17 protein-coding genes are annotated in these 24381 nt (G+C 51.9%); 10 read left to right on the top strand and 7 right to left on the bottom strand.

The features are described 5' to 3' along the window. The first annotated feature begins 172 nt into the window (after positions 1-172). The 5 genes from ACYU87_RS22590 to ACYU87_RS22570 are packed head-to-tail and all read left to right on the top strand — an operon-like array spanning position 173 to position 5215. Positions 173-1276: a glycosyltransferase gene (locus ACYU87_RS22590; RefSeq protein ID WP_461136377.1), complete on the top strand. Its 1104-nt coding sequence runs from the start codon at positions 173-175 to the stop codon at positions 1274-1276. Positions 1277-1280: 4 nt separating this feature from the next. Next, positions 1281-2303 carry a glycosyltransferase gene (locus tag ACYU87_RS22585; protein ID WP_461136376.1) on the top strand — a complete coding sequence of 341 codons (1023 nt, stop codon included), beginning with the start codon at positions 1281-1283 and terminating at the stop codon, positions 2301-2303. Further along, a complete protein-coding gene (locus ACYU87_RS22580; RefSeq protein WP_461136375.1) occupies positions 2300-3361 on the top strand; it encodes a glycosyltransferase in 1062 nt (353 codons plus the stop codon). Before ACYU87_RS22585 ends, ACYU87_RS22580 begins: the two co-directional genes overlap by 4 nt. After that, a complete protein-coding gene (locus ACYU87_RS22575; protein WP_461136374.1) occupies positions 3361-4389 on the top strand; it encodes a glycosyltransferase in 1029 nt (342 codons plus the stop codon). Before ACYU87_RS22580 ends, ACYU87_RS22575 begins: the two co-directional genes overlap by 1 nt. Next, a complete protein-coding gene (locus ACYU87_RS22570) occupies positions 4382-5215 on the top strand; it encodes a glycosyltransferase family 2 protein (protein ID WP_461136373.1) in 834 nt (277 codons plus the stop codon). Before ACYU87_RS22575 ends, ACYU87_RS22570 begins: the two co-directional genes overlap by 8 nt. A 143-nt stretch (positions 5216-5358) precedes the next feature. On the opposite strand, the gene ACYU87_RS22565 is transcribed toward ACYU87_RS22570, so the two are convergent. The 4 genes from ACYU87_RS22565 to ACYU87_RS22550 all read right to left on the bottom strand — a co-directional run bounded on the left by ACYU87_RS22565 (position 5359) and on the right by ACYU87_RS22550 (position 9819). Next, the gene (locus ACYU87_RS22565) at positions 5359-6030 is read right to left on the bottom strand and encodes a GNAT family N-acetyltransferase (RefSeq protein WP_461136372.1); all 672 of its coding nucleotides are present in this window, start codon (positions 6028-6030) and stop codon (positions 5359-5361) included. A 371-nt stretch (positions 6031-6401) separates the two neighbouring features. After that, positions 6402-6689 (bottom strand): antibiotic biosynthesis monooxygenase family protein, encoded by a 288-nt coding sequence (locus tag ACYU87_RS22560; protein ID WP_461136371.1) that lies wholly within the window; start codon positions 6687-6689, stop codon positions 6402-6404. 497 nt (positions 6690-7186) lie between these two features. After that, a complete protein-coding gene (locus tag ACYU87_RS22555; protein ID WP_461136370.1) occupies positions 7187-9223 on the bottom strand; it encodes a cellulose binding domain-containing protein in 2037 nt (678 codons plus the stop codon). A 35-nt stretch (positions 9224-9258) separates the two neighbouring features. Next, a complete protein-coding gene (locus tag ACYU87_RS22550) occupies positions 9259-9819 on the bottom strand; it encodes a type VI secretion system tube protein Hcp (RefSeq protein ID WP_461136369.1) in 561 nt (186 codons plus the stop codon). Between the two features lie 484 nt (positions 9820-10303). Between ACYU87_RS22550 and ACYU87_RS22545 the strand changes: the two genes are divergently transcribed. Further along, the gene (locus ACYU87_RS22545; RefSeq protein ID WP_461136368.1) at positions 10304-13411 is read left to right on the top strand and encodes a hybrid sensor histidine kinase/response regulator transcription factor; all 3108 of its coding nucleotides are present in this window, start codon (positions 10304-10306) and stop codon (positions 13409-13411) included. A 673-nt stretch (positions 13412-14084) separates the two neighbouring features. After that, entirely contained in the window at positions 14085-15443 is a 1359-nt protein-coding gene (locus ACYU87_RS22540; RefSeq protein ID WP_461136367.1) for a carbohydrate porin, read from the top strand. Between the two features lie 17 nt (positions 15444-15460). Here the strand turns inward: ACYU87_RS22540 and ACYU87_RS22535 are convergent, their stop codons facing one another. From ACYU87_RS22535 to ACYU87_RS22525, 3 genes are read right to left on the bottom strand one after another with little or no spacing between them, the layout of a single operon-like run. Continuing rightward, entirely contained in the window at positions 15461-16429 is a 969-nt protein-coding gene (locus ACYU87_RS22535; protein ID WP_461136366.1) for a hypothetical protein, read from the bottom strand. Between the two features lie 20 nt (positions 16430-16449). Continuing rightward, on the bottom strand, positions 16450-16656 hold the full coding sequence (locus ACYU87_RS22530; protein ID WP_461136365.1) for a hypothetical protein: 207 nt from the start codon (positions 16654-16656) through the stop codon (positions 16450-16452). 48 nt (positions 16657-16704) lie between these two features. Next, positions 16705-17664 carry an NAD(P)-dependent oxidoreductase gene (locus tag ACYU87_RS22525; RefSeq protein ID WP_461136364.1) on the bottom strand — a complete coding sequence of 320 codons (960 nt, stop codon included), beginning with the start codon at positions 17662-17664 and terminating at the stop codon, positions 16705-16707. A gap of 109 nt (positions 17665-17773) precedes the next feature. Between ACYU87_RS22525 and ACYU87_RS22520 the strand changes: the two genes are divergently transcribed. The 3 genes from ACYU87_RS22520 to ACYU87_RS22510 all read left to right on the top strand — a co-directional run bounded on the left by ACYU87_RS22520 (position 17774) and on the right by ACYU87_RS22510 (position 24218). Next, a complete protein-coding gene (locus tag ACYU87_RS22520) occupies positions 17774-19960 on the top strand; it encodes a sensor histidine kinase (protein WP_461136363.1) in 2187 nt (728 codons plus the stop codon). A 153-nt stretch (positions 19961-20113) separates the two neighbouring features. Continuing rightward, positions 20114-21589, top strand: a complete 1476-nt coding sequence (locus ACYU87_RS22515; RefSeq protein WP_461136362.1) for a M48 family metalloprotease — start codon at positions 20114-20116, stop codon at positions 21587-21589. 262 nt (positions 21590-21851) lie between these two features. Then, a complete protein-coding gene (locus ACYU87_RS22510; RefSeq protein ID WP_461136361.1) occupies positions 21852-24218 on the top strand; it encodes a TonB-dependent siderophore receptor in 2367 nt (788 codons plus the stop codon). Positions 24219-24381 lie beyond the last annotated feature (163 nt).

The following is a 24381-nucleotide window of genomic DNA, read 5'->3' as shown; positions in this document are numbered from 1 at the left end:
TGATGCACTACATAGACGAATAACCCCACACGTACCGGCAGCAAAACCTAAGGTTGGATCAGGCTATTTCGCTACGGCCATGACTCCGATATACAGCCCGCTACCAAACATAATCCCCCAACACGCTCTTAACTCGTGTTAAATGTGGTGCGCCCACAGGGCTGTTTTTACTATGAATATTTTACTTGTGTCAGGTCCTGGTATATCACTCAAAGAACCTTATAACAGTGGCATAGAAGCGTTTATAGTTTCACTCGCCAGCCAACTAGTTAATGAAGGGCATGTGGTAGATGTTGTTGCAGGCGAGGCAGCATCCGACGCTGAATTCACACTTAGCAATCCGTTTCCCGGATCGGCTACTGATAAACCTAATTTTTTTGAACGCTTCAGGGAAAAGCGTCAGTTCAAAAAGCTGGCTGTCGATTCCTATGACGTGATTCACTACAACATGTTTTATCCGCATCTGTTAAGGGCAGGCTTGCCATTCAATAAACCTTCGTTTCTGACGCTGCATTCACCGGCTGACAAAAAACGAATAGCCGTGTACAAAGAACTTTCCCGGCGAAGCGATATGACATTCGTTGCCATATCGGACAGGGTCAAACGGGAATGGGACCAGGCGCTCGGCATCGATATACCACTCATACACAACGGCATCGACATGAACCTTTGGCCGACGAGCAGCTCCGGGGGCCGTGAGTACCTGCTGTGGTCGGCCCGAATCAACGAAGAAAAGAATGTTGCAGCGGCCATTCGCGTAGCAAAACACATGCAGCTGCCGCTGAAGATCGCTGGCCGAATTGCGGACCAGCATTATTTTGATAAGCGGGTTAAACCGCATCTGGACAATCAAATTGAGTATGTCGGGCACGTAACGCAGCGTGAACTGAGCAGCCTGGCCAAAAAAGCGTCTGCTTACCTGGCAACGGCAACCTGGCAGGAGCCGTTTGGGTTGGCGGCTCTGGAGATGCTGGCGAGTGGTGTGCCAGTCGTAGGGTTTGATACGGCTGTTCCGCCCAGTTGGGCGCATGAAAGTGTATCCACAACGGCGTCGCTCCGTTGGCAAGACTTAGTAGAGCTGGTCGAAAAAAGTCATACGATCAGTCCAGGTACCTGTGCCGCCTTTGCGTCGAACATGAATATTCAACACATGACGTCGAACTACGTGAAGCTCTACAGAGCCGTATTGCGGCAACGAGAGACTGGCGAAAAAGCCATTCTTGTGGAAGAACGCGGATTACCAGGGACCGCTCACCAACCACAACCCTTAACGTAGGCCCATGAAAATTGCGGTTATAGCCAAAACGAGACTACCGATAGCGGAGCCATTTCGAGGAGGCCTGGAAGCGTTCACCCATGCACTATGCACAGCGTACATACGTCTCGGTCACAACATTACGCTGTATGCCCATGCCGATAGCGACCCTGAGCTGAATGTGAAAGGATTTTACGGCGATGCGCATCGGGAAGACAGGCTATTCGACCTCTATGAGACCGACGAATACCTATCCATACTGGCGGATATTGAGCAACATGATTTTGATGTCGTTCATAACAATTCGACGCATGAATTACCCATACTATGGGGGATGAAGGCCAAGATGCCGGTGGTCACAACCATCCATACGCCCCCCATCAGCAAATTAAAAGCAGCGATTACGCTTTGCTCGGGTTCCAAAAATCTTCATTTTGTTGTGCCATCCCAATCGTTTGATGCTACGTGGCAGCCCTACCTGCATAATAGCTCCACCATCATTCCTAACGGTGTCGACCTAGTGGAGTGGCCGCTGGTCCGCAAAAACCGGCACTATTTGTTCTGGTTTGGCCGGATCGTGCACGCTAAAGGGCTGGACATTGTGATTGACGCAGCACACGAGCTAAACATGCCGGTAAAGTTTGCCGGACCGCTCGATGATAAAACGTATTTTGAGGACCAGATCAGGCCACGCATGACGGAAACTGATACCTACCTTGGTCACTTAAACCAGACTGAAATACGGATGCACCTGGAAAGGGCAGCCGCTATGGTCAATGCCGTCCGTTGGGAAGAGCCGTTTGGCCTCACGACCATCGAAGCCATGTCGTCGGGCGTGCCGGTGGCCGGGTTTGACCGCGGTGCTTTTCGGGAGCTGGTAAATGCGGAAAGCGGAGTTGTGGCCGATCAGAAAAACGTAAAATCGCTCGCTAAAGCAATCGTCGCTGCGATACCCCTGGAGAGCGCCAACGTAAGGCGCCACGCCGAAACATTTTCGCTGAAAACAATGGCTGAGCGCTACATAACGTATTTTGAGAACGTACGATGAAGATACTCCTGGTTGCCGGTCCGTTCATCTCGCTGCGTGAGCCCTATAATGGCGGCACGGAAGCATTCATTGTTGAGCTCGCCAACGAATTAGTACGCCTGGGGCATACCGTTGATGTTATAGCCAAAGATGCCGACGAAAGAAATCTGTTTCAGGTAGTTGAATTTCGCGAAAGCCCGCTCAGCATGAAAGATGATTCGTACCGACCAACTCCGGAATTACTCGGCCAGCAGCACTATCAGACGCTACAGTACGGACTGTTCGACGTTAGTCAGTACGATGTCATTCACTACAATTCATTTATACCCGAAATCTATGCCGTCGGTGCACTCGTCAAAACGCCAAGTGTACTCACACTGCACCTGCCGCCAACCGAGAAATTTGTCCTGATGTATACATTTTTCATGAAGCATGCGCCTGTCGTACCGATCGGTATTTCAAATCGAATGGGCGAACAATGGAAGGCTGCACTCGACAAGGATGTAGACGTAATCTTAAATGGAATCGTACTCCACAAGTGGCCCTTACACGCAAGAAAGGCTGACGGATATTTGTTGTGGAGCGGGCGAATTGCCAGAGAAAAGAACGTGGAAGCCGCCATCCAGCTGGCTACTTATTTAAAACAGCCACTCAAGATTGTCGGCCCCGTGTTTGACAACCCCTATTTCCGCGACCACGTGCAGCCGCAACTAAACGAATATATTGACTATATACCCCATGCCACCCAGCAGCAATTAAGTAAACTGGCGGCAGGCGCTTCGGCCTATCTGGCAACGGCCAGCTGGGAGGAGCCTTTCGGCCTGAGTACGGTGGAAATGCTGGCCAGCGGTTTACCCGTGGTCGGTTTTACGACCGCCATCCCTCCGGAACTGCGCCACGAAAACGTATCCATAGCCGTTGACTCCCAGGACTGGCGGGATCTGATAGGGCCGTTGGCTATTGCTAAACAGTCGGAACCGGAAGCGTGTCGGGAGTTTGCAGCCACATTCGATATGGCAAACATGTCGGCAGCGTATGTAAACGTTTACGAACGCGTAATGCAACCGGCCAGGATCTGATGAAGAAGCCAACGATATTCTATTTCGTACATGCGCACGGGAACGGCCATCGGGCAACCTTCAATCTGCTGTACCCGGCATTGTCCGTTTTTTTTGAGGTTATCGCGCTAACGACGAACAACGAAGTCACGGAGTATTTGCGTAAAAAACACGACGTTGACGTGCTGGAGCTGCCGCCAAAATACCCGGCGGGCTACGCCATACCAGCGCATACGTTTTCAAAAGCGTTTGAAGTGACCCCGTACGCGATTGAACCGGCCGGGCGGGCCCAAGCACTGGCCGAAGCGATCGAGCGCTACCGGCCCAGAGCTTTCTACTGCGACGGTGTTCCTGAGCTGGCCATCATGGTTCGGGGCATGGGAGTACCCGTCGTGTTGGTCCACCTGCCCGGACATGTCATGAACGATCCGACACAGGTTTTTGCGCATGAACTGGCGGATCATATCGTCGCTCATTTTCCGGCTTCCTTGGAACAGGCGAACTACTCATTTGCGGCCAAAACGTACTACAGCGGCTACATGTCACAGTACGCTGGCCGTGGATTGAAGCCAGATAACCGCTTGCCTATCAACAATGTAACAATTTTGCTAGGCTATGATAATTACGATAGATCGGTGCTTAGAACGATCACAAATGATCAAAACACACTCTTTAACATTATCGGTAATAAGCAAGAGTATGATTTAACTGAAAACTGTGTACAGCTCGGCCCGGTTAAAGACATCAGCGAAGCGATTGCCGGAGACATCGTGATTTCTGCCGCCGGTCAAAATACCATTGCCGAACTGTTGTCGCTTAACAAACGGTTGATCCTGCTTCCGGAGCCCAGACCCTATGACGAGCAACTGGTCCATGCAACAGTGTTGGCGAATCAGCATATTGCCCTGTTAGCGCAGGAAACGTTCAGCCCTGAGCAGTGGCAAAACATACGGCAAAAAGCGAACGTATTGACCCCTTCGTACGAAAATCTGGTGAATGCATCAGCACCCGAAGCCATAGCGCATCAACTAAGAGACTGGTATGCCTGAATTCAGTGTGGTAACGATTGTTAAAGGAAGGCGAAAGCAGTTAGCCAATCTTCTGTACGCGGTAAAAGCCTCGACGATCCTCCCCAACGATATACAAATCGTTTGTATGGACGACCCGGACGGAATTACTATTCCTGAGGGTTTGCCCGTGAGTATCCATGTCAGTAAAGAAACCCATGCGTTGCCACTGGCTGCCGCCCGGAACAGGGGGATTGCCGCGACAAAAACGGACAATGTCATCTTTATCGATGTAGACTGCATCGTTTCGCCAACTCTGTTTGCTACTATGCTGGTGAGTTTGGAACCTGAAACGATACTAGCAGCGTACCCCTTGTATTTGCCGATCGTGCCGGATACGGGTAATTATAGTGATTTACAGCACCAGGCGGTACCGCATCCCGCCCGGGAGCGCATACCGGTCGGCCAGCCGGTTGATCATCTTCAATTCTGGTCGTTGATATTCGCGATTCAAAAGCAAACGTTCGACACGATTGGTGGCTTTGACGAATCCTTTACAGGGTATGGGGCCGAAGATACCGATTTTGCCATGCTGTTTTATCGGGCGGGTGTCGAGCTGATCTTTGTACACGACTACGTATTACACCAATATCACGACAAGCACGATCCGCCGGTAAACCATTTTGAGTCGATTATTGAGAACGCAACCCGGTATAAGCAAAAATGGCATGTGTTGCCCATGCAGCGCTGGTTGAACGCATTTGCAGACTTGGGCCTGATACAGATCGACCAATCGGATACCATCACCGTCAGGCAGAAACCTACGGATAGCCAGCTAAAAAACAGTGTTTCGCCCCATCCGTATTGATACGTGCACCCGTGGTGATGGGTAAGCTCCCTCAACATTTTCCAGCTGAGTCTGGATAGATTGGTAAGCTTTACTGATTTTACCAGAACAACCGTAAGCATGAGCGGCTACAACGACAAACAAGCTTTGCTTTAGCCAGCCTATCATTCAGTTGATTCTGTGACTATTTGTGAACCATTAAGCAGCGGTGTGAATCTAGGATTGATTACATGAAGAACTACCGCATACCCACAAGATTTGGTATCGCGGGGAATACAATTTTTCACAACGCCCATTACTCTAGGATCAAACTGAAGGTTAAACGTCAGCGACGGATCTGTTAACTCCCGAGCGAGGACTTTTTGGACATACTCCTCAGCACTGAGTTGCTGTTGGTAACGGTGGTAACCGTTGAGTCGACTCAAGCCAATTACATAGGTAAAGCCTTCTGCAAATGCTTGCTGCATGAGCTGTTCGTGGAGTGCTTTTCCAATCTGTAACTTTCGAAAACTAGGCAGAACAACTAAGTCCAGGGAGTATAGCGAATCAGCTAATTGAGCATCCTCGACAAACAGAGTCGTATCAAAAGCCGTCGCTTCAGTGTGCCCATCTCCATAACGATAAGCAGGTACCTTACGAGTCAAGTTAACACCTACTAATTGGTTTCCTACCCAAGCTGTAAGTTGTCCGCTAGGGTGAAGCTTATGCAATAGGTCTACCTGCAGGCGGGTAGCAGCGATATCGTCATCTACGTAATCATAGCTGGCTTTTATGACGGCAGCTAGAGCCTCATAGTCAGCTGGTTGATAGGGGCGAATTGTAAATGAAGCAACCATAATATGGATTCCGTATGCAACGGACTAGTGTTGACATTTATAAAAAACAAATTAGCCTAGGAAGACGCTGTTTTTACGTGCTGGTCGAAAAATTGCTTTTCCTATAGATAGTCAAACCCAATTTGGTATTTACCAGTGTAATCAGTCATCTTCACGAACGCGCCTTCGGCTTGTGCGTGCGTCTATGCTTCGAAACGATGTTGTAACCGCTGTGTTAAGAACTGGATCCTGGTACTGCCAGCTCTTAACACAAACTCTTGTTACGTAGCCTGGATGACTTTTGTACCCGGCAAGAGTGATCAATAGGCACGGCTGAGCCGTGCCCATTGCCGCAATCTGCGCCTAGAAGCGAAGGACCCGGACCAGCCAGTTTAAATCGCTACCTGGTAATAGTCTACGGTGGGTTTGCCCTCGAAGTAATCGCTCAGGTGACTGACTGCCTCATGGAGTAAACCACTGGTTTCCGCACTAAGGCGGGCTTCCTCCGACTCCCAAACCGATACCATCAGCATATGGTGATCCGTCGGCGCGTAAAAGCAATAACCCGACACAAATCCAGCATGTTGCTTGAGGGCAGGCAGTACTGTGTTTTGGAAATACATAACAGCTTCTTGGGCCGTCTCGGCCGTCAGCGAAGCGCGAACAATGCGTGCGTACATGGTGATACTCTTTTTCGAAAAGACAAACTAATTTATTGTGAATCAGTCGGTAAGCCACAAGCTGATCAGCTCATTCAGCGTACGGATCAGGAAACTAAAGGGCATATCGGCTCCGGAACTATGGCATACCGGAGATGATGAATTTACCCATCGTTTGGTTGGCTTCGGGCACTTTATTTTTGAACCCCACCGGATGGGCCGTCTAGCTCATACCTCAACTAAGTAAGAAAGACTTCCCGGCTCGTTTAAGTCGATAAGCTGAATCAGCTCGGTAAATGAGAGTCCGCGAGTAAAATTGGGCAAGTAGATCCGTGTTTATCTACGCTCACCAACTGCTTCCCTGAGACCGACAAAGTCAATAAAGGAGGCAGACCAGTTTAGCGGTCCATTGTTTTGTTTTCGTTGGCGATCCCTACTGATTACCCGACCAACGCCCTACTCAGGCGAGGGGCATTGGTCGGCATACAGGAAGGCAACGAATGCAGATGGGGCGAGTCCTAAGGCCGTAGCAACTTCAGCGATTGTTGCTGACTGACCGTGCTCACGTTCAGCAGCAATGTCCCCTGTCCAGTACCCAGTGGCAAACTCACCTGCTCGATGTCACCGGCCTGCTCAATGCACTGTTCATGGACTAACCGACCCTGCAAATCGACCAGCCGCAAGGTAACCGCTTGACCTTGGACTCCCCGAATCTCGATCTGAGCCTGACTACTCACCACCGGGTTACCCAGCGCCTTTACCTGCAAGGCTAACACCGGCTCAGAGACCGCTACCCGGGCCGCAGCTCCTAAGGGCGGAGTACCGAAGATGAGCTGGTTATTGAGGTAAGTCGTTATTTTATTGTTTAAACCGACACTGCCGTAATTGGACGTATAGGAGTAATCATTTGTCTGATCAAATAGTCCGTAATCCGAACGCACCAGTCGGAAGTCGATACCCCCCAGACTGCTCAGCGCGTTCAGCTGCGTGGTGTTGCCCGGAAAGCTCAGCTCTGCATAACTGTCGGCTCCATCCACGGGCGAGGCCAGTTTAATTACCCGGGCGGCTACACTGGAAGCTCCGATGTCGGCGTAGTCCACGTAGATACTGGCTAACTGGTTATTATCCGAGGTGAAGTAATACCGCAACTTGAGATCTCCCACCGGCAGGGCTACGTTGCCCGTGTTGCGCAGTTCCAGTCGGGTCTGAATCTGGGAGGTGGCTGGACTGTCTTTAGCCGCTGAGTAGATAGCCACCGCCGTTTGAGAGACTACCGGCGTCGGCTCCTGGCCCCAGATCAGTACTGACTTCCCATCGGCTCCCAGACGATACGCCGTAATCCGCGCGTTAGGCTGGTAAGTGCCCGAATTGGCCTGGTAAGAGTAGTCGTCCAGTTCGTTGAACGCTGACCCGTCGGTCTTCCGAATGCCGTTTTCGATAGGTCCTGAATTGCCCCCGCCCGGCAGACTACCGCCCGTAGGAAAACTGTACTCAATGTACCCAAAGGCACCCTGGCGAGGTTGACCCAATGGGACATACTTCATGTTAACGGCGCCTAGCGGGGCATAGTACACCGCCAGGTCGGTGGGGGGCGCATTACCCTCGGCCGTTAGCCAGTAACGCAGCGTTAGCGCCTGATAAGGGATGGCTTCTTCACCCGTGTTGCTGAGTTGCAGAAAAGGCTTAACAATAGCGTTGCCTGTGTTTCCGTAATCCGCATCCTGATACAGTACCTGTAGGCTGGCCGCTGGCGGGGCGGTAACCGTCACACTGACCGTTGCACTGATAGTCTGGGGGGTAGGTGAGCCGGCATCGGTGACCAGTACCGTAAACGTTTGCACACCCGTGGGTAATCCGGATACGATCGCCGTGTTGCTGGTGGGGGTAATGGTACCCGGCCCGGTGAAGCGATAGCTGTAGGGTCTTGTTCCACCCGTTGCGGTTGCAGATAGCGCGGTTGTCCCTGTGCTTAGCAGCGTTGGGGAACTGGCTGCCAAACTGGCTCGTAGGGGTGAGTTACCCACAATGAATGGCCTGACCAGAATTGTGAAACTGGTGATGGCCGTTAGCCCGCCCGGGTCGGTGGCGGTAATAGTTACGCTGACCGAACCGGGCGCGCTGAACCGACCCGACAACACGCGGGTAGTGGAGTTAAGGCTCAGGGTATTGTTACTGTCTGGGGTAACGACAGCCGCGTAGGTCAGGCTGTTGGGAGTCTGGGCATCCGTGAACGCATTCACCGTATAAGAAAACGTACTCCCTACAGCGGTCGTTTGATTGGCGTTAGTTGTTGCAACAGGGGGCGTGTTCGTGGGCGTGCATAGGTACGTATTGCAGGTATTAATCACCGGATGGGTGTCCAAAGTGGACTGCTTAGCGGCAAAAAGGGCACTATAGTATCCCGGCTGGGTTAGTTGTTGTAAACTGTCGACGGTTCGCTGGGTGGCCGAACGAGGGGGCCTGACCTGCGCCTGAACCGATACAATCAGCCCGCAAACCGCCATAATTCCCAGCAAGGCTAGTTGTAACCCGGCTATCTGGAATAGCTGTCTCATGGTTGTGCGCTCTAGGAGATGAATAAATACCCGGCTTATTGCTTGATGACAGAATCAGGTATGTCATTACTATTCGACGTATTCGTGATTCGACTCCACCGCACAATGGTGTTCGCTGTGGGATCGTACGTGGCTACTGCGCCGTACTCAAAATTGACCGTTTCGGATAAGGCGGGGCAACCGCTGGTACAGCCCGTGGCCCCACTCGCTGAATAATTACTGACGGCAACCAAACCCAGCACAACCCGGTAGGCCAGCGTTCCGTCAGCCCGGTAGAAACTCAGCCGTACATATTGATAAGGTGCCCCGGTAAAGAGAGACGTTTGCAGAGATGCAGTAGACCCATCTACCTGTTTGGTAATAACCATAGGGAGGAAAGTCGCTTTACCCGCTCCAGTTCCCGATGACTGAGAACTGAGGTTCAGGGTTTGACTAAAACTGTACTGCGCACTCGTTACCGGAATAGGAGCCGTATAGGTCGGAAGCGAACTATTATTACTGTACTTAATTAGCTCCATCGTGATCTTTTGCGCGTACGCTGTGCTGAGTGTAATAAGTAATGTCAGCGTAGCAAGAAGTCTATATACATTTTTCATAAGGTAATACATTAGCCGTTTCCGGGCAGTTGTTGGATGAGCACAAAAGTGGCGCATTCAACTAGATTAAGTCTATCGATATCGAACCATTATGCTCATAATCGAACCATTTTATGGTTTTGTTCAGGTACTTATGCGCTTCAAAAGGTAAAGAGTTGGAGTATATGCAACGGGGAACGGTCCTTTTGAGATCCAGCAGCGTCGCCTAAACCGAAGCGGCTAATCCAGTTAATATGGGTATTTAAAAGGCTATTTTTCTTCGCTGGATGTTAATTTCCGCCAAACCCTTACCAGTAGAATGAAGTTAGGCTTTAACAGTAGACCCATCATTGGGTACTAATCATTGGCTAGTTTAACTGGTCACAACCCGCTCAGCCGACGAGCGGATTTCTTATCGGTGTTGCTGACGAAAGCAGCCATTAAACGTTCGGTCGGTTACGAACGATGAGCCTGGAATCATTAGCCTCTGATCCTTCCTTTTTTTATGTGGCTGCGTAGCTTCTTTTTTTGTCTGTCACTAAGCCTGACTGCCGGACCTGGTGCGGGCCAGCTGGTCGTTCCCCGACTGTTGCGGCAGTTCGAAGGAAAGCCAGGGCTAACCCTAACCCTGACCGACATCATTCAGGATCAGCGGGGCGTTTTGTGGGCAGCTTCTACCAATGGAATTGTTCGCTTCGATGGTCGTCAGTTTCGGGTCTTTCACGATCCACTCCTCAAAGAAGGTGATTTTTATTACCAGGTGGTGCCCGCCCCCGATGGGCGAATCTGGCTCAAGATGGGCTCGGGCCATTCACTCTCCTACCTCGACCCCGTAAAGGCCAGCATTGTTCGTGTACCTGATACAACCCGCTTGGTACGCGACTACTTAGCTAGTTATGGCTCTCATTATGTGTTTGTCGATGCCGATGGCACCTTATGGATTGGCCTGAAAAACCACGGGCTACTGGAAGTTGACTCACATACGTTCGCTGTAAAGTCTATTATAGATGAGGGACTAGATGTTCGGGGGATTGCTCAGGACCGGCAGGGGATCATTTATTTTACCTCTTCCAACCGGGGATTTTACCGCTACAATCCCCGAACGAGTAGCATAACCCGCTACCAGCACAACGAGCAGGAGACGACCTCCCTGAGTAATGACGCTACGTTTGGGGTGCTAGCCCGGCCCGATGGCAGCCTGCTGGTAGGGCTTACCAACGAGGTAACGATTTACTCGCCCACTAATGAGCAGTTTACACCCATCGGCTTACACACCCATTTTCCGCTGACCCCCGATGCCCGCTTCCAGTCGGCCGTGGTCCGGTTTAGGCTTGATAATCAGGGCAATGCATACTTCATCACCGACGAGGGCATCTTCCGATACACGGTAGCGGGTGCCCTTCAGCAACTTGGGCTTCACGCCCCTACGCATTACGTCAACAGCGTATACGTAGATTCACGTAACCGACTCTGGGTCAACTCAACAACTCAACTTTACCAATACGCCCTGAGCCCAGACCGGGTGTACCCTGCGCTGCTGTTTCCCCGGCTGTTAATCAACGGAACCCCGTTAAAGGACAATACAAACGCTACGCAGAATCTGACTTACGACGCGCATGGGCACCCCACGCTGACCGTCCGCGAGAATGACCCCTTTACCCTGCAATTTACGTTGCAGGCCCAATATAAACCGGGTACAATTCGCTGGCGCTTACAAGGGTATGACCTCGGGTGGGCTTCTGTTCAGCACTCCACGGGCGAGGCCAGCTATCAGTTATCGGCGGGTACCTACACCCTGGCTGTTGTTCGAGGGAACAGCGCCGGCGTCTGGGAAACAACACCGGCGACGCTGACCATTGTGGTTGTCGCGCCTTTCTGGAAGACACCTCTCTTTTTAGGTGTTGTTCTATTAACCGTCGCGGCCTTGGGTTTTTACTTCATTCGGCTGTATTACCGACGGCGTAAACTTACCCGACTGCTTGCTCACCAACAGCAGGAAGCCACCAATCAGCGGCAACTTAACGAACTGAAAACCCGGTTTTTCAACAATGTCACCCATGAGTTTCGCACCCCACTGACGATTATTCTGAATGCAGCCGAGCAACTGTCCACCAGAACCGCTCATTCGGAACAATCACCCGCCATCATACTCATTCAGCGGCAGGCAACTCAGCTTCTGCGGTTAATTACGGAAACGCTTGATATCGCCCGGCTGGAGGCCGGCCAGCTGGAAGCGCACCCACAACGGGGCAATCCCGTCTGGTTTGTTGAACAGATCGTCGCGCAGTTTGCGGGGCTGGCTGAGCAGCGGGAAATCATTCTTACCTACAATGCGCATCCCGCCACTAATTTAGTAGCTTCGCCGGATGAAGACTTCCACTGGTTTGACGGAGAGAAGTGGGAGAAGATTGTTTATAATCTTCTCAGCAATGCCTTGAAATTTACACCCCCCGGCGGGCAGGTGCAGGTAACGGGGCTGGTTAGCACAACCAGCCAGTTCACGCTCCAAGTGAGTGATACAGGCATTGGCATTCCGGCCGATCAACTAGACCGGATTTTTGACCGCTTTCACCAACTCGATGCTCAATCAACCCGGGCTTATGCGGGTACGGGCCTTGGCCTGGCGTTGGTCTGGGAGTTAACCCAGTGGTTAGGGGGTCAGGTACGGGTGACCAGTAAGGTGGGACAGGGAAGTACCTTTACCACGGAGTTACCGCTGACTGCGGCTGACCAAGCCCCCCCGGCCCTCGCGTCAGCACCAGCGGTGAATGATCAACCCGTCGGAAATCTGGCGTATACCGTCGTCTCTTCCCATTCTGATCTATTCAACCAACCTGCCTCTTTGCGTGCGCCGGATAAGCCCCTGATACTCGTAATTGAAGACAACGATGATCTACGAACGCAGGTGGTGGACTACTTGACCAGTGACTATCAGCTGTTGACCGCCGTCGACGGCGGGGACGGTTGGCGTCAGGCACTGGCCCAAGTGCCGGATTTAATCGTGAGCGACGTGATGATGCCCGAACTGAACGGATATCAGCTACTGGATCGGCTCAAAAACGACGAGCGTACGAGTCATATTCCGGTTATCCTGCTAACGGCCCGATCTGCTTCCGAAAGCCGCATGCAGGGTCTGCACGCCGGAGCAGATGAGTATTTAGTCAAACCCTTCAGCCTGCTCGAGTTAGTCTTACGGATTCGGAATTCGTTACGCACCCGTCAAAACTGGCAGAAACGGTTTTCACCGTCTCCCCATTCCGCCTTGTTAACTCCCTCGGTGGACCTGTCTGATGAGCGGGAAGCCCGTTTCCTGAACCGGTTGCGTCAAACTATTTTAGACAACCTCATGACCGAATCGATTGACGTTGACTGGCTGGCGGCTCAGGCCCGTATGAGTCGCACGCAATTAAATCGTAAACTGTCCGCCCTGACCAACTTAAGCCCAAACCGATTTATTCAGCAAATACGCGTAGCGCGGGCGGCCGAGTTACTGCAAGCCGGAGAATTGAACGTCGCGCAGGTAGCCTACCAGGTTGGTTTTAGTTCGCCATCCTACTTTGCCAAAGTCTTTCAAGCCCATTATGGCTATGCTCCTACTCACCTAAGAGCGTAATATACGAAACCAGGCCATGCCTTTTGGTTATCGGCTTAACTTACCTCTTTCCTGTACGCATGCACTCTATAAACCCCTTTTGTGGCTTTACTAGTTTATGACGCGACCAACCTATAGCGGTTATCTTGTTTGATTATTACCATCAGCGAAGTTTAATTAACTCCACAGCCTGTTTTACTTAGTTAAGCTATAAAAACGTTGTTGCTCGACAGGGATCAGTTCATTATTTGTAGGGATTGACAATGAGCTGACAAGCGACACTCAACAGTATACGGAGGTGGCCTTAATCTGAACGCATCCTGTACCAAAGTCATTTCGAACAGCTTGTCGGTTATGGCGGCCAACGCGTATCACAAGTCCGTGCAGCAGTTAATCAGTTACCTCTAAAATAACTGCTCCGTTCATGGGTGTTAATCAGGCCGCTGTTAAGACGCAGTTAGTGAACGGACCACCTTACTTTTAACGGCTTGCTGCGACTGCGTGCCGGGCAATTGTTACTTTACGCTTAACACAAATGTGAAGCACTTTTTTGTGAAGAGTACTACATTTGCCTGCGTTAGTTGACATGCAAGAAATGGTACAAGTAGGTAGCAAACCCCGAATCTGCGGAGGGCGTTGCGTTCATTTAAAGTTGTGGCTTCCATTGCCAGGCTGGTTTCTGTTATTTCTTATCTTGACCGCGGGGCCGATTCAGGCTCAGCAGGACAATAACAATAATTACCTCGACTCGCTCCAAAAATGGAGCCTGCATTTCCAGTTTACGACCATTGTACAGGGTCACGCCGGTTTTAACGGGGCGGGCTACGATGGCCGTAATACGTTGAGTGCCCAAGCCGATACGGCGCTGTCTGTGACAACGACGCTTTTTCTGGGACGTCGGTTGTGGCGCGGGGCTGCGGTGTATCTGAATCCCGAACTGGCGGGTGGCCGGGGCGTTGGCCACCGTAATAGCCAGTCTCCCTACGAGGAAAGTTTGTACGCGCCAGCCGTCGGTATTGCGGGCTTCCCAAACGGCGAAACGTTTCGGATCGGTAGTGCCCGCCCGGCGCTTTACATTGCCCGCTTCTATGTTGAGCAGATCATTCCGCTAAACGGGAGTTCACGTACAGAAGCCGAATCGGAAGCCAATCAGGTTAAAGATTCCATCCCTGCTTCCCGCGTCGTGATAACCGCCGGCAAATTTTCCATTGCCGATATGTTCGACAACAATGCTTACGCACATGACCCCAGAAGTCAGTTCTTCAACTGGTCGCTGATGAACCTAGGAGCCTGGGATTATCCGGCCAACACACGCGGTTACACCTGGAGTCTGGTAACGGAGTATATCCAACCTACGTATGCCATCAGAGCGGGCGCTTCTCTGATGCCGATTGCCGCTAATGGTAATGTGCTGGACTGGCATATCGGGAAAGCCCATTCACTGACCGTCGAAGTAGAACATGCGTTCCGGCTACTGCGTCGACCAGGTACTGTGCGCTTGCTGGCGTTTCGTAATGTGACCAAAGCGCCTACCTATACCTCGGCCACGCAACTGCTGGAGTCGAACGCATACCCTGATTCCCCACCGTACATCCTCACCGGAACTAATTATGGAGGGGTGAAATACGGATTCGGACTCAACGCCGAACAGCCGCTGGGGGATGTCGGTGGTGTATTCAGCCGAATCAGCTGGAACAATGGTAAAACCGCCACCTGGGCATTCACCGAAATTGACCAGAGTTTCACCCTGGGCGTTTATGTGGGTGGCAGGCGCTGGCACCGATCAAACGATGTGCTTGGAATCGCCGTTGCCAAAAATGGCATTTCGGCCGATCATGCGGCTTTCCTCAACGCCGGTGGAAGCGGATTTATGCTGGGCGACGGTAGTTTGCCGAATTACAAGCCGGAGAACATTCTGGAAACATTCTACAAAGCCCGGCTGGCCCGTACGCTTTACCTGACGCTGAATTATCAGCTTGTTCAACATCCCGGTTACAATGGCGACCGATCGGCGGTCAATCTGTTCGCGTTACGAACGCATGTTGAGTTCTGACCAACGGCGGATTCGCATCAGGGTTTCTGCCAGTGCTGCGTGCCATCTGGACTCAGCAGATTCCCCGCCATTGGTTCGCCCAGTTCATGGGTCAGCATACTAAATCCTGGGTTCCAGCTCACCTCCAGTTCGGCTTCGTTCAGGGCTTCGAACTTCGCCCACCATAACGCGGGCGGGTGGCAGTCGGGACGGTAAATGTTGGCCGTCTCCGCTACCACGACTTTTTTTCCCGGAAACAAATTCCGGGCCGCTACCAGCATATAAGGAATATTATTCTCGAAATAAATATTCAGACCAATGATGTCGAGTAAGCCCGCGTGGCCCTGCTGCCAGGTGAAACAGTTGTTTTGCCGGGCCACCTCGTCGTTCTGCCCCAACACGGTAGCGAAAGGCCGGGCCTGGTCTGGATAAGGCATATCGCCCCAGCCCCAGGGCTCGCTCATGGCCGTCAGGCAGGCAGGATCAGCCGCTTTAAGCCCTCTCGCAATGGCGATGGTGATGGCGCTGGTTTGGCGATAGACCTCCCACCAGGATCGGCCACCGAAAGGCCACTGCCGGTTGTTGGGCGTTGCAATCCAATCAGTCCAGATGCCCAGCTCCACCCCAATGTTGTAACTGCGAAAAGCGCCCCGGTAACGTTTGGCAATCTGATAAGCTTGCTCGTACATCGCATCGGCAGCCTGCCCGTCCCAGAACATCGCTTCATCGATCCACTCGGGTAACCCGTAGTGATTCAAAACCAGCTCAGTCTGGCCGTTGCTGGTGGCTTGCAGACGGTCCAGCCAGGCATAATCCGGACAGCGGTTTAGTTCGTCCCAGAGCACCGTATCGCGAAAGAGGGTAATCCCCATCTGACGGCCCCGCCGGTAGTTATTCTCCATCTGGCTTTTGTGGCCCGTAGCCCAGGTGTTGGAGAAATGCAGCCAGCGACCGTCGTCACCCCGCCCCCGCACAACGCTGCCGTCGAAGCACATACCATAAATCATAGCTGTATTGGTCTTGCTTCCTAGTCTGCTTTCTTAATTTCTGTAGCGCTCAGAGTAATGGTAAACTCGCGCCGTTGGCTGTTCCAGCAATGCACCCGCTGCCCGTATTGACTGATCACCGGTACAGGCCAGTCGATATCAGGATTGGCCGTTTCGAAGGCCTGAGCCGCCTTCGGGTCAATCAGTGTTACCAGATCATTCAGTTTGAACTCGTGTTTTGTTTTCATTACCCGGTCGATTGCCTCCGATTAACCTGTTAGGTCTGGCCAGAACGTCTACTTTTCCCACTCGCTTAAAATCTCCATCGACTGGTGAGCAATGGCCTGCAAAGCCTCTTCGGTAAGAAACGCCTGATGCCCCGTTACCAGCACGTTCGGCAGCGATAACAGCTCTTCCACGAGTGGATCGTGGTCGTCGGCATCCGACTGGTCCTCAAAAAACAAGCCCTTTTCGTGCTCATAAACGTCGATACCCAGGTATCCCAATTGCCCGCTTTTTAATGCTCCAATGGCGTCGCGAGTGTTCAGAACCCCACCCCGACCCGTATTGATCAGCATAGCTCCTTGTTTCATCTGCTCAAAGGTTCCCTTATTGAACAGACCCTTTGTTTGATCGGTCAGGGGTAAGTGTACCGAAATGATATCCGACCGGGAGAGCAAATCCTCCAGGGACACGAATTCGATGGGCACCTGCTGCTCTTCCCGAGCTACTTCAGCATTGGTATCGTAAGCCAGTAGTTTACAGCCAAAACCGGCCAGGATGGTAGCTAGTGTCTGGCCAATGTTTCCGTAGCCAGCAATGCCCACAGTCTTTCCCCGAAGTTCGAAACCGACGAGTTGCCTGGTTAGCTTGAAGTTGAACGCACGCGCATTATCCGTCGACTGCCTCAAATGACGGCCAAGCGCCAGCATCAGCGCAACGGCGTACTCGGCAATGGCTCCGGGCGAATAGGCCGGAATGCTTTTGACCGCTATGCCCAGTTCATCGGCCGTTGGCTGATCAATGTGATCGGTACCAGCCGACCGGGTTAACACGTACCGTACACCGAGTTGGTGAAGTCGGGTAAGCACGTCTTTGGAGGCATCATCGGTTCCAAAAATCAGTACTGCCTGGTAGCCATCAGCCTGATCAACCGTATCGGAACTTAGTCGATCCTTCACCAACGTCAGGTCGTGGTTGGTGTCGCGCAGAAAAGGCTCCTCGAAAGAACCTACACTAAAAGCTATGGCTTTCATGAAAATACTAGTAGATATGTCGGGTATAAGTACCGGCAGGGGGTAAATGTTTAGGTAAGCCGCAATCTCAACTTTTGCTCAACCAGCCTACCAAGCGTAACTTGGCTCGATGATGCGATTCTTGTGCCTGTTGATGATGAGTGTGGGGCTGCTGGCTGGCGGAAGCCGTGCAACCGCTCAGTCCGTTATTAACGAAACAGTCGATGGCCGGTTGTTTTTTGATGGCAAATGGCTATTTCGAGCTGGTGACAGTACGGGCTGGGCCAGCCCTGCGTACAACGACCGCCATTGGTCGTACGCTTCACCCAGCATATCGCTGGACGAAAACCCCCGACTCTGGCAGGCAGGGCACGGCTGGTTCCGTAAAACATTTCGATTGAATCGACTTTCTGGCAAGAGCCTGACACTATCTGTGCAGCAGTTCGGTCGCTCGGAGATTTTCCTCGATGGGCGAAGGCTGGCCCTCTTCAAACCTGTTCGCTACGACGCCGGTGGCTCCCAACAGATCGTGCAGCTACTACCCCTTCCGATTGCCGATACCAATCGGCATACGCTGGCAATACGCTACGCTTTCCGGAAAGACCCGCTGATTGGTACTGTCATTAACAAGAAAGCACTTCAGTTGGGTATTGGATTTACTGACCGGGCGGGCATTAACCTGCTCGACGTTCAGCAACTCGAAGCGGGCCTGACTGGACTGATGTTCGGCGTTTTCGGATTATTGAGTTTACTGCATTTTCTATTTTACCGGGCAAATCCGTCGCAACCGGTCCATCGGGTGTTAAGCGCCACCATGCTGGCGTTTGCCCTGACCTTCATAGCTGAATATGCGGAATATTATGTTGGCACGTTAACCCTCGACTCCCTGAACGGGTCTGTAGAGGAACTCAATATCAATGCTGCTTTCGCATTGTTACTCCTGTCGGTTTACACCTACCTGGGTCGACCGCCGGGCAGGCTATTCTGGAGTCTGGTAGCGGTGCAGATGATCACCGCATGCTACGACGTTTTTATTGCACCCTTACCCCAGAATTTGTTCTGGATTCCCTCTGCGGCTATACTGATCGAATACATCCGGGTAAGCTGGCTGGCCAAACGGCACCATTCCGATGCCGATGCCCGGCTACCCTGGAATTCGTTACGAGTAACCCTGTATGCTGGACTGGCAACCATTCCGATCGCCATCGTGATGAGTATTTTAGTGCGTACACTCAGGATAGATACTGCGCAGGATTGGGTTATGGTTCCCGTCTTGCTATTGGTTATTATTGCGTTGTTCAGTATTCCGCTGGGTTTATCGTTCTCACTGGTGCGCGATTACGCCCGTACGTATCGGACACTACAGGCGAAATGGCAGGAAGTTGAACAGCTATCGGCGCAGACGCTGCGTCAGGAGCAGGAAAAACAGCACCTGCTGGCCCGCCAGAATGAGTTACTGGAACAGCAGGTAGCCGAACGAACCGCCGAGCTGACTCACTCACTGGCGAATTTGCGTCGTACTCAACAGCAACTTATTCAGAAAGAGAAGATGGCCAGTTTGGGCGAACTGACCGCGGGTATTGCCCACGAGATTCAGAACCCGCTCAACTTTGTCAACAATTTCTCCGAAGTTTCGGACGAGCTGGTCGATGAGTTACGGGCTGAACAGCAGAAGCTGGTCCGCGATACCGACCTGGAAACGGAACTACTAACTGACATCAAGCAAAACCTCCAGAAAATTACCCAGCATGGCAAGCGGGCTTCAGCCATTGTCAAGGGTATGCTCGAACACAGCCGGTCAACTTCGGGCGAGCGCCAGTTCGTTGATTTGAACGCGCTGGCGAACGAGTATCTTCAGATCGCTTACCAGGGCCTGCGCGCCAGGGATAAAAAATTTATGGCCGAGCTGACCACCAATTTTGACGCTGAGTTACCACTCGTTGAGGTGATACCCCAGGACGTTGGCCGCGTGCTGTTAAACCTGTTCACGAACGCCTTTTATGCCATGCGCGAAAAGCAACAGGCCGCCATCTCCGACTATCGGCCTGAAATTACCCTTCAGACCTGTCTTGTCAATGGGCACGCCCAAATACAGATTGGTGACAATGGAACGGGCATAGCTGAGCCGATAAGAGCAAAAATCTTTCAGCCTTTCTTTACCACCAAACCGACGGGAGAAGGTACAGGGTTGGGCTTATCCCTCTCGTATGACATCATTACCAAAGGGCACGGAGGGTCGTTGCTGGTAGAAAGTCGGGAAGGAGAAGGCAGCGAGTTCACTATTTTATTGCCCCACTCGACTGCTCCGCTGGCCTAGATACAGGGACGTATATAGCGGAGAACAACGCCATTCTATTAAAATCGGATTAAACAAAGGGTAGGTTGTTTGGTGTTTATGGTGGGTTTAGTAACAATCTGATTGCCTTAATTTAGATAAAGCGACACTCTCCACCTTTTTTAAACACCTACCATGTATCCATTCACTTACTACAAACAAATTGTTGTCGTCATCGCAGTACTGGTTGTATCCGCCTGCGCCCGTAATCCGGTTACCGGCAAGCGGGAAATAAACCTGATGTCGACCGAGCAGGAAATTGCCATAGGCAAAGAGTCTCACCCGTCGGTTGTGGCTACTATGGGTTTGTACGAAGACAAAAACCTTCAGGCGTTTATGAACGAGAAAGGGAAAGCAATGGCTAAAATTTCGCACCGGCCCGACCTTCCTTACCAGTTCTACATCGTTGATTCACCGATTGTTAATGCCTTTGCCGTACCGGGTGGCTATGTCTATTTCACGCGGGGTATTCTGGCCCACTTCAACAATGAAGCCGAGTTTGCCGGGGTGCTGGGCCACGAGATTGGTCATATTACGGCAAAGCACGCAGCCCGCTCACAGAAAAGCCAGTTACTCAGTACGATTGCGCTGATCGGTGGAGCGGTGCTGGCTCCTCAGGTTGTTGGCCAGAACATTGAAGCGCTTCAACAGGGAATCGGACTTCTGTCGCTGAAATACAGCCGCGATCACGAATCGGAATCCGACAAACTAGGGGTGGAGTACTCCAGTAAAATTGGGTACGATGCCCGCCAGATGGCCGATTTTTTTGGTACGCTCAAACGCCTTTCCGAAAAGTCCGGACAAGCCATTCCTCAGTTTATGTCGACTCACCCCGATCCCGGCAATCGGTACACGCGCGTGCATGAACTGGCCAAAGAATACCAGGCCAAAAATCCCGCTTCGTACCAGGTAGATCGGGATCAGTACCTGCGGCTTATCAACGGAATTATGTACGGTGAGGACCCTAAACAGGGCTTTGTCGAGAACGGTTATTTTTATCATCCTGAGCTACGTTTTCAATTTCCGGTTCCTGGTAGCTGGCAGTCGCAGAACTCGCCGAGTCAGTTTCAGATGGCCGCAAAAGACGGTAAATCTGCCATGATTCTCACGCTGGCAAAAGGAAGCTCACTGGACGAAGCTGCTCAGAATTTAGTGAAAGAATTAAGCCTGAACGTACTGGAAAACAGTAAAACCACCATCAATGGCAATCCGGCCTACGTACTCATTTCGCGGCAACAACAGCAACAGCAGGGCCAGCCGCAGCAGCAGCAAGACCCTAAAACGGCACTTCAAATCGGCACCTGGTTGATTCAGTACAACAATGCCGTTTATGCATTGCATGGCTTGTCGGCCGGAGCCGATTTCAGTTCCAGCTACAGCACGTTCAAGCAGGTAGCCGAGAATTTCCGCTCCCTCTCCGATCCGGATAAACTCAACCGCAAACCCGAGCGCGTCTATGTAAAATCGTCTCCCCGTGATGGTTCATTTCGTGAGGTAGTAACCGCCTTGGGCGTACCGGCGAGTCGGGTCGAAGAAGCGGGTATACTGAACGGCCTGAAGGCTGATGACCGTGTCGCGAGAGGCTCTCTGGTTAAAATTATCAGCCGCTAATGCGTTAACGGGGAAACGTGTACTCCGAATACAACGCCTGTTTTCATAAGCCGCCGTTTTACCCTTTGCGGGTATTGACGTCTGTAAGGGCATGTGTTGTTGCGCGTACCATTCATCTGAAATACACTCGCTAGATACTGATTCTTCCCTCATGAGTGAAGCCGATGGCTCCTCATGAGGTTTCCTCATGCGATAAAAATTGTTTATAAATGGTCTAAATAAAAATGATTCGTACTTTTGTGTCTGTACTATCACATACACGATGACTAAATTATATACACTTGTGCTGTTGCTGGGCATTTGCAGCAACGCCTTGTTTGCCCAGACAGGTACTCTTCGCGGGAAGGTTGTCTCGGCAGACGGTAACCCGGTTGAGGCCGTTACCATACGTCTGAAAGGAACCCGACAAGGTACTATGTCGACGACAGATGGCCATTACGAATTTAAAACGGTCAAAGCAGGCGACTACACGCTACAGATTTCTCTGGTTGGGTTAGAAACAAAGGAGCAGGCGGTACGCGTACAGGCTGATCAAACCACGGATGTACCGACCATCATGCTGAATGAAAATACGAACCAGCTTCAGGAGGTGATGGTAACCGCCGGACAGGGTAAATACACAGATCCCAATGTATCGCCCTCGTTACGGCTGGCCACGCCAATCATCGAAATTCCTCAGAACATTCAGGTTGTTACGAGCAAAGTATTGTCAGATCAGCTGGTTACCAGTATGAGCGACGGGGTGATTCGCAATGTCAGCGGGGCCACCAAACTCGAACACTGGGGCGATATGTATTCACGGGTCAACGCGCGTGGTGGTCGGCTATCAGCCTTTCGCAACGGCATGAACATTACCTCTACCTGGGGGCCGCTCACCGAAGACATGAGCTTTGTCGATCATATTGAATTCGTAAAAGGCCCGGCTGGCTTTATGATGTCGAACGGCGACCCGACGGGTATTTACAACGTAGTGACCAAACGGCCAACCGGCGTTACCAAGGGGGAAGCCAGCCTGATCATGGGCAGCTACGACTTTTACCGCGCCACCCTCGACCTGGATGGGAAGCTTAGTTCTGATGGGCGATTGCTTTACCGCTTCAATGCGATGGGACAGACTAAAAACTCGTTCCGCCCCTACGAATACAACAATCGATACAGCATTGCACCGGTTATCAGCTATCGGCTGAGCGATCGTACTACGCTAACGGCTGAGTACATTTATCAATACGCGAAAATGTCGAACGTAGGCAGTTATTACGTCTTCGATACGCGTGGTTACGGCACGCTGCCCCGCGACTTTACATTTGCCGAACGCGGCCTTGACCCCACGACCATTAACGATCATAACCTGACGGTTAACCTACAGCACCAGATCGACCCAAACTGGAAAATCACCGCACAGGGATCGTATTTCAACTACCAGCAAATGGGCAGTTCGATGTGGGTAAATTCGGTGGCAACCAACGGTGACGTCGTTCGGTACGTTAGCATCTGGGATGCATCAGCCATCATGAAGTTCGGGCAGGTTTATGTGAACGGCACGGCGCAAACGGGCGGCATTCAACACCGGATATTGGCGGGCCTGGATATGGGCAGCAAAGAATACCTGGCCGACTGGAACCAGTCTTATAACCTGGATTCGGCCAGTTCATTCAACATCTATCGTGATCAGGCCAGCCGCGGGTTGCCCCTTCGTGGTTTTCCCACTTTCAACCGGAGCCAGAGTCTGGCACAACGGGCGGGCATCTACGGGATCGTTTCGCAGACCTATACGGGGGCTTATGTACAGGACGAGCTGGGCTTTCTCAACAACCGCATCCGCCTGACGCTGGCGGGCCGCTACACCGACGTTCGGCAGAATGCTTACAGTACCATCACCACCGGCAAGCGCTTCACCCCCCGTGTGGGCCTGAGTTTTTCGCTCGATCCGCAGACATCAGTCTATGCTCTTTACGACCAGTCCTTCGTACCCCAAACGGGTATACGACGCGACGGTGGCGACGTTAAGCCTGTTACGGGCAATAACCGGGAAATTGGTATCAAGCGTGACTGGTTGGGTGGTCGCTGGAGCACAACACTCGCTCTGTACAGCATTTTGCAAAACAACCAGAACGCAGCGGATCCCACCAACCGGGGAAGCGAACAGTTTGTGGTTCAGTTTGGCCAGACGAAGACACAGGGCATTGAGTTTGATCTGCGTGGAGAAATCGTTCGGGGCTTGAACCTGGTCGCCAATTACGCGCTGACCGATTCAAAGATTTCGGAGTCCGCTACGGAGTCGCAGGTGGGTAACAAGGTGCCCGGTTACGCCAAGCACAACGCCAACGCCTGGCTAAGCTACCGGGTGCAGCGGGGGGCTCTTCGCGGCTTCGGAGCTTCGCTGGGCTTTACGTATCAGGGCGAACGCACAACCTGGGCCTGGACTGGCGCAACGACCCAGCAGGCGCTGCCCGACTATGCCAAACTTGACGGTGGTCTGTTTTGGGAACAGGATCGCTTCCGGATTACAGCGAACGTCTTTAACCTGACGGATGCCTATTTGTATTCTGGCTCGCCATACGGAACCTATTATTACTGGCAGGCCGAGCCGGGCCGCAACTCTCGGCTAGGCATCAGTTACCGATTCTAACAGCAAAAGGAAACAGGTTACCGGATTGAGAGGATACAACTGCGATGTGTCCTTCTCAATCCGGTAACCTGTTCGCTTATTAATCAGTCTAAGGATACCGTCGTCATTCGATAATAAAACGCCGACTACCAGCACACAGGCAACTATGTCTGGTCACCAAGAT

The sequence above is a fragment of the Spirosoma lituiforme genome (assembly GCF_054776635.1).
Note: the sequence above shows the minus strand (reverse complement) of the source record. Positions and strands in the feature narration are given on the sequence as shown.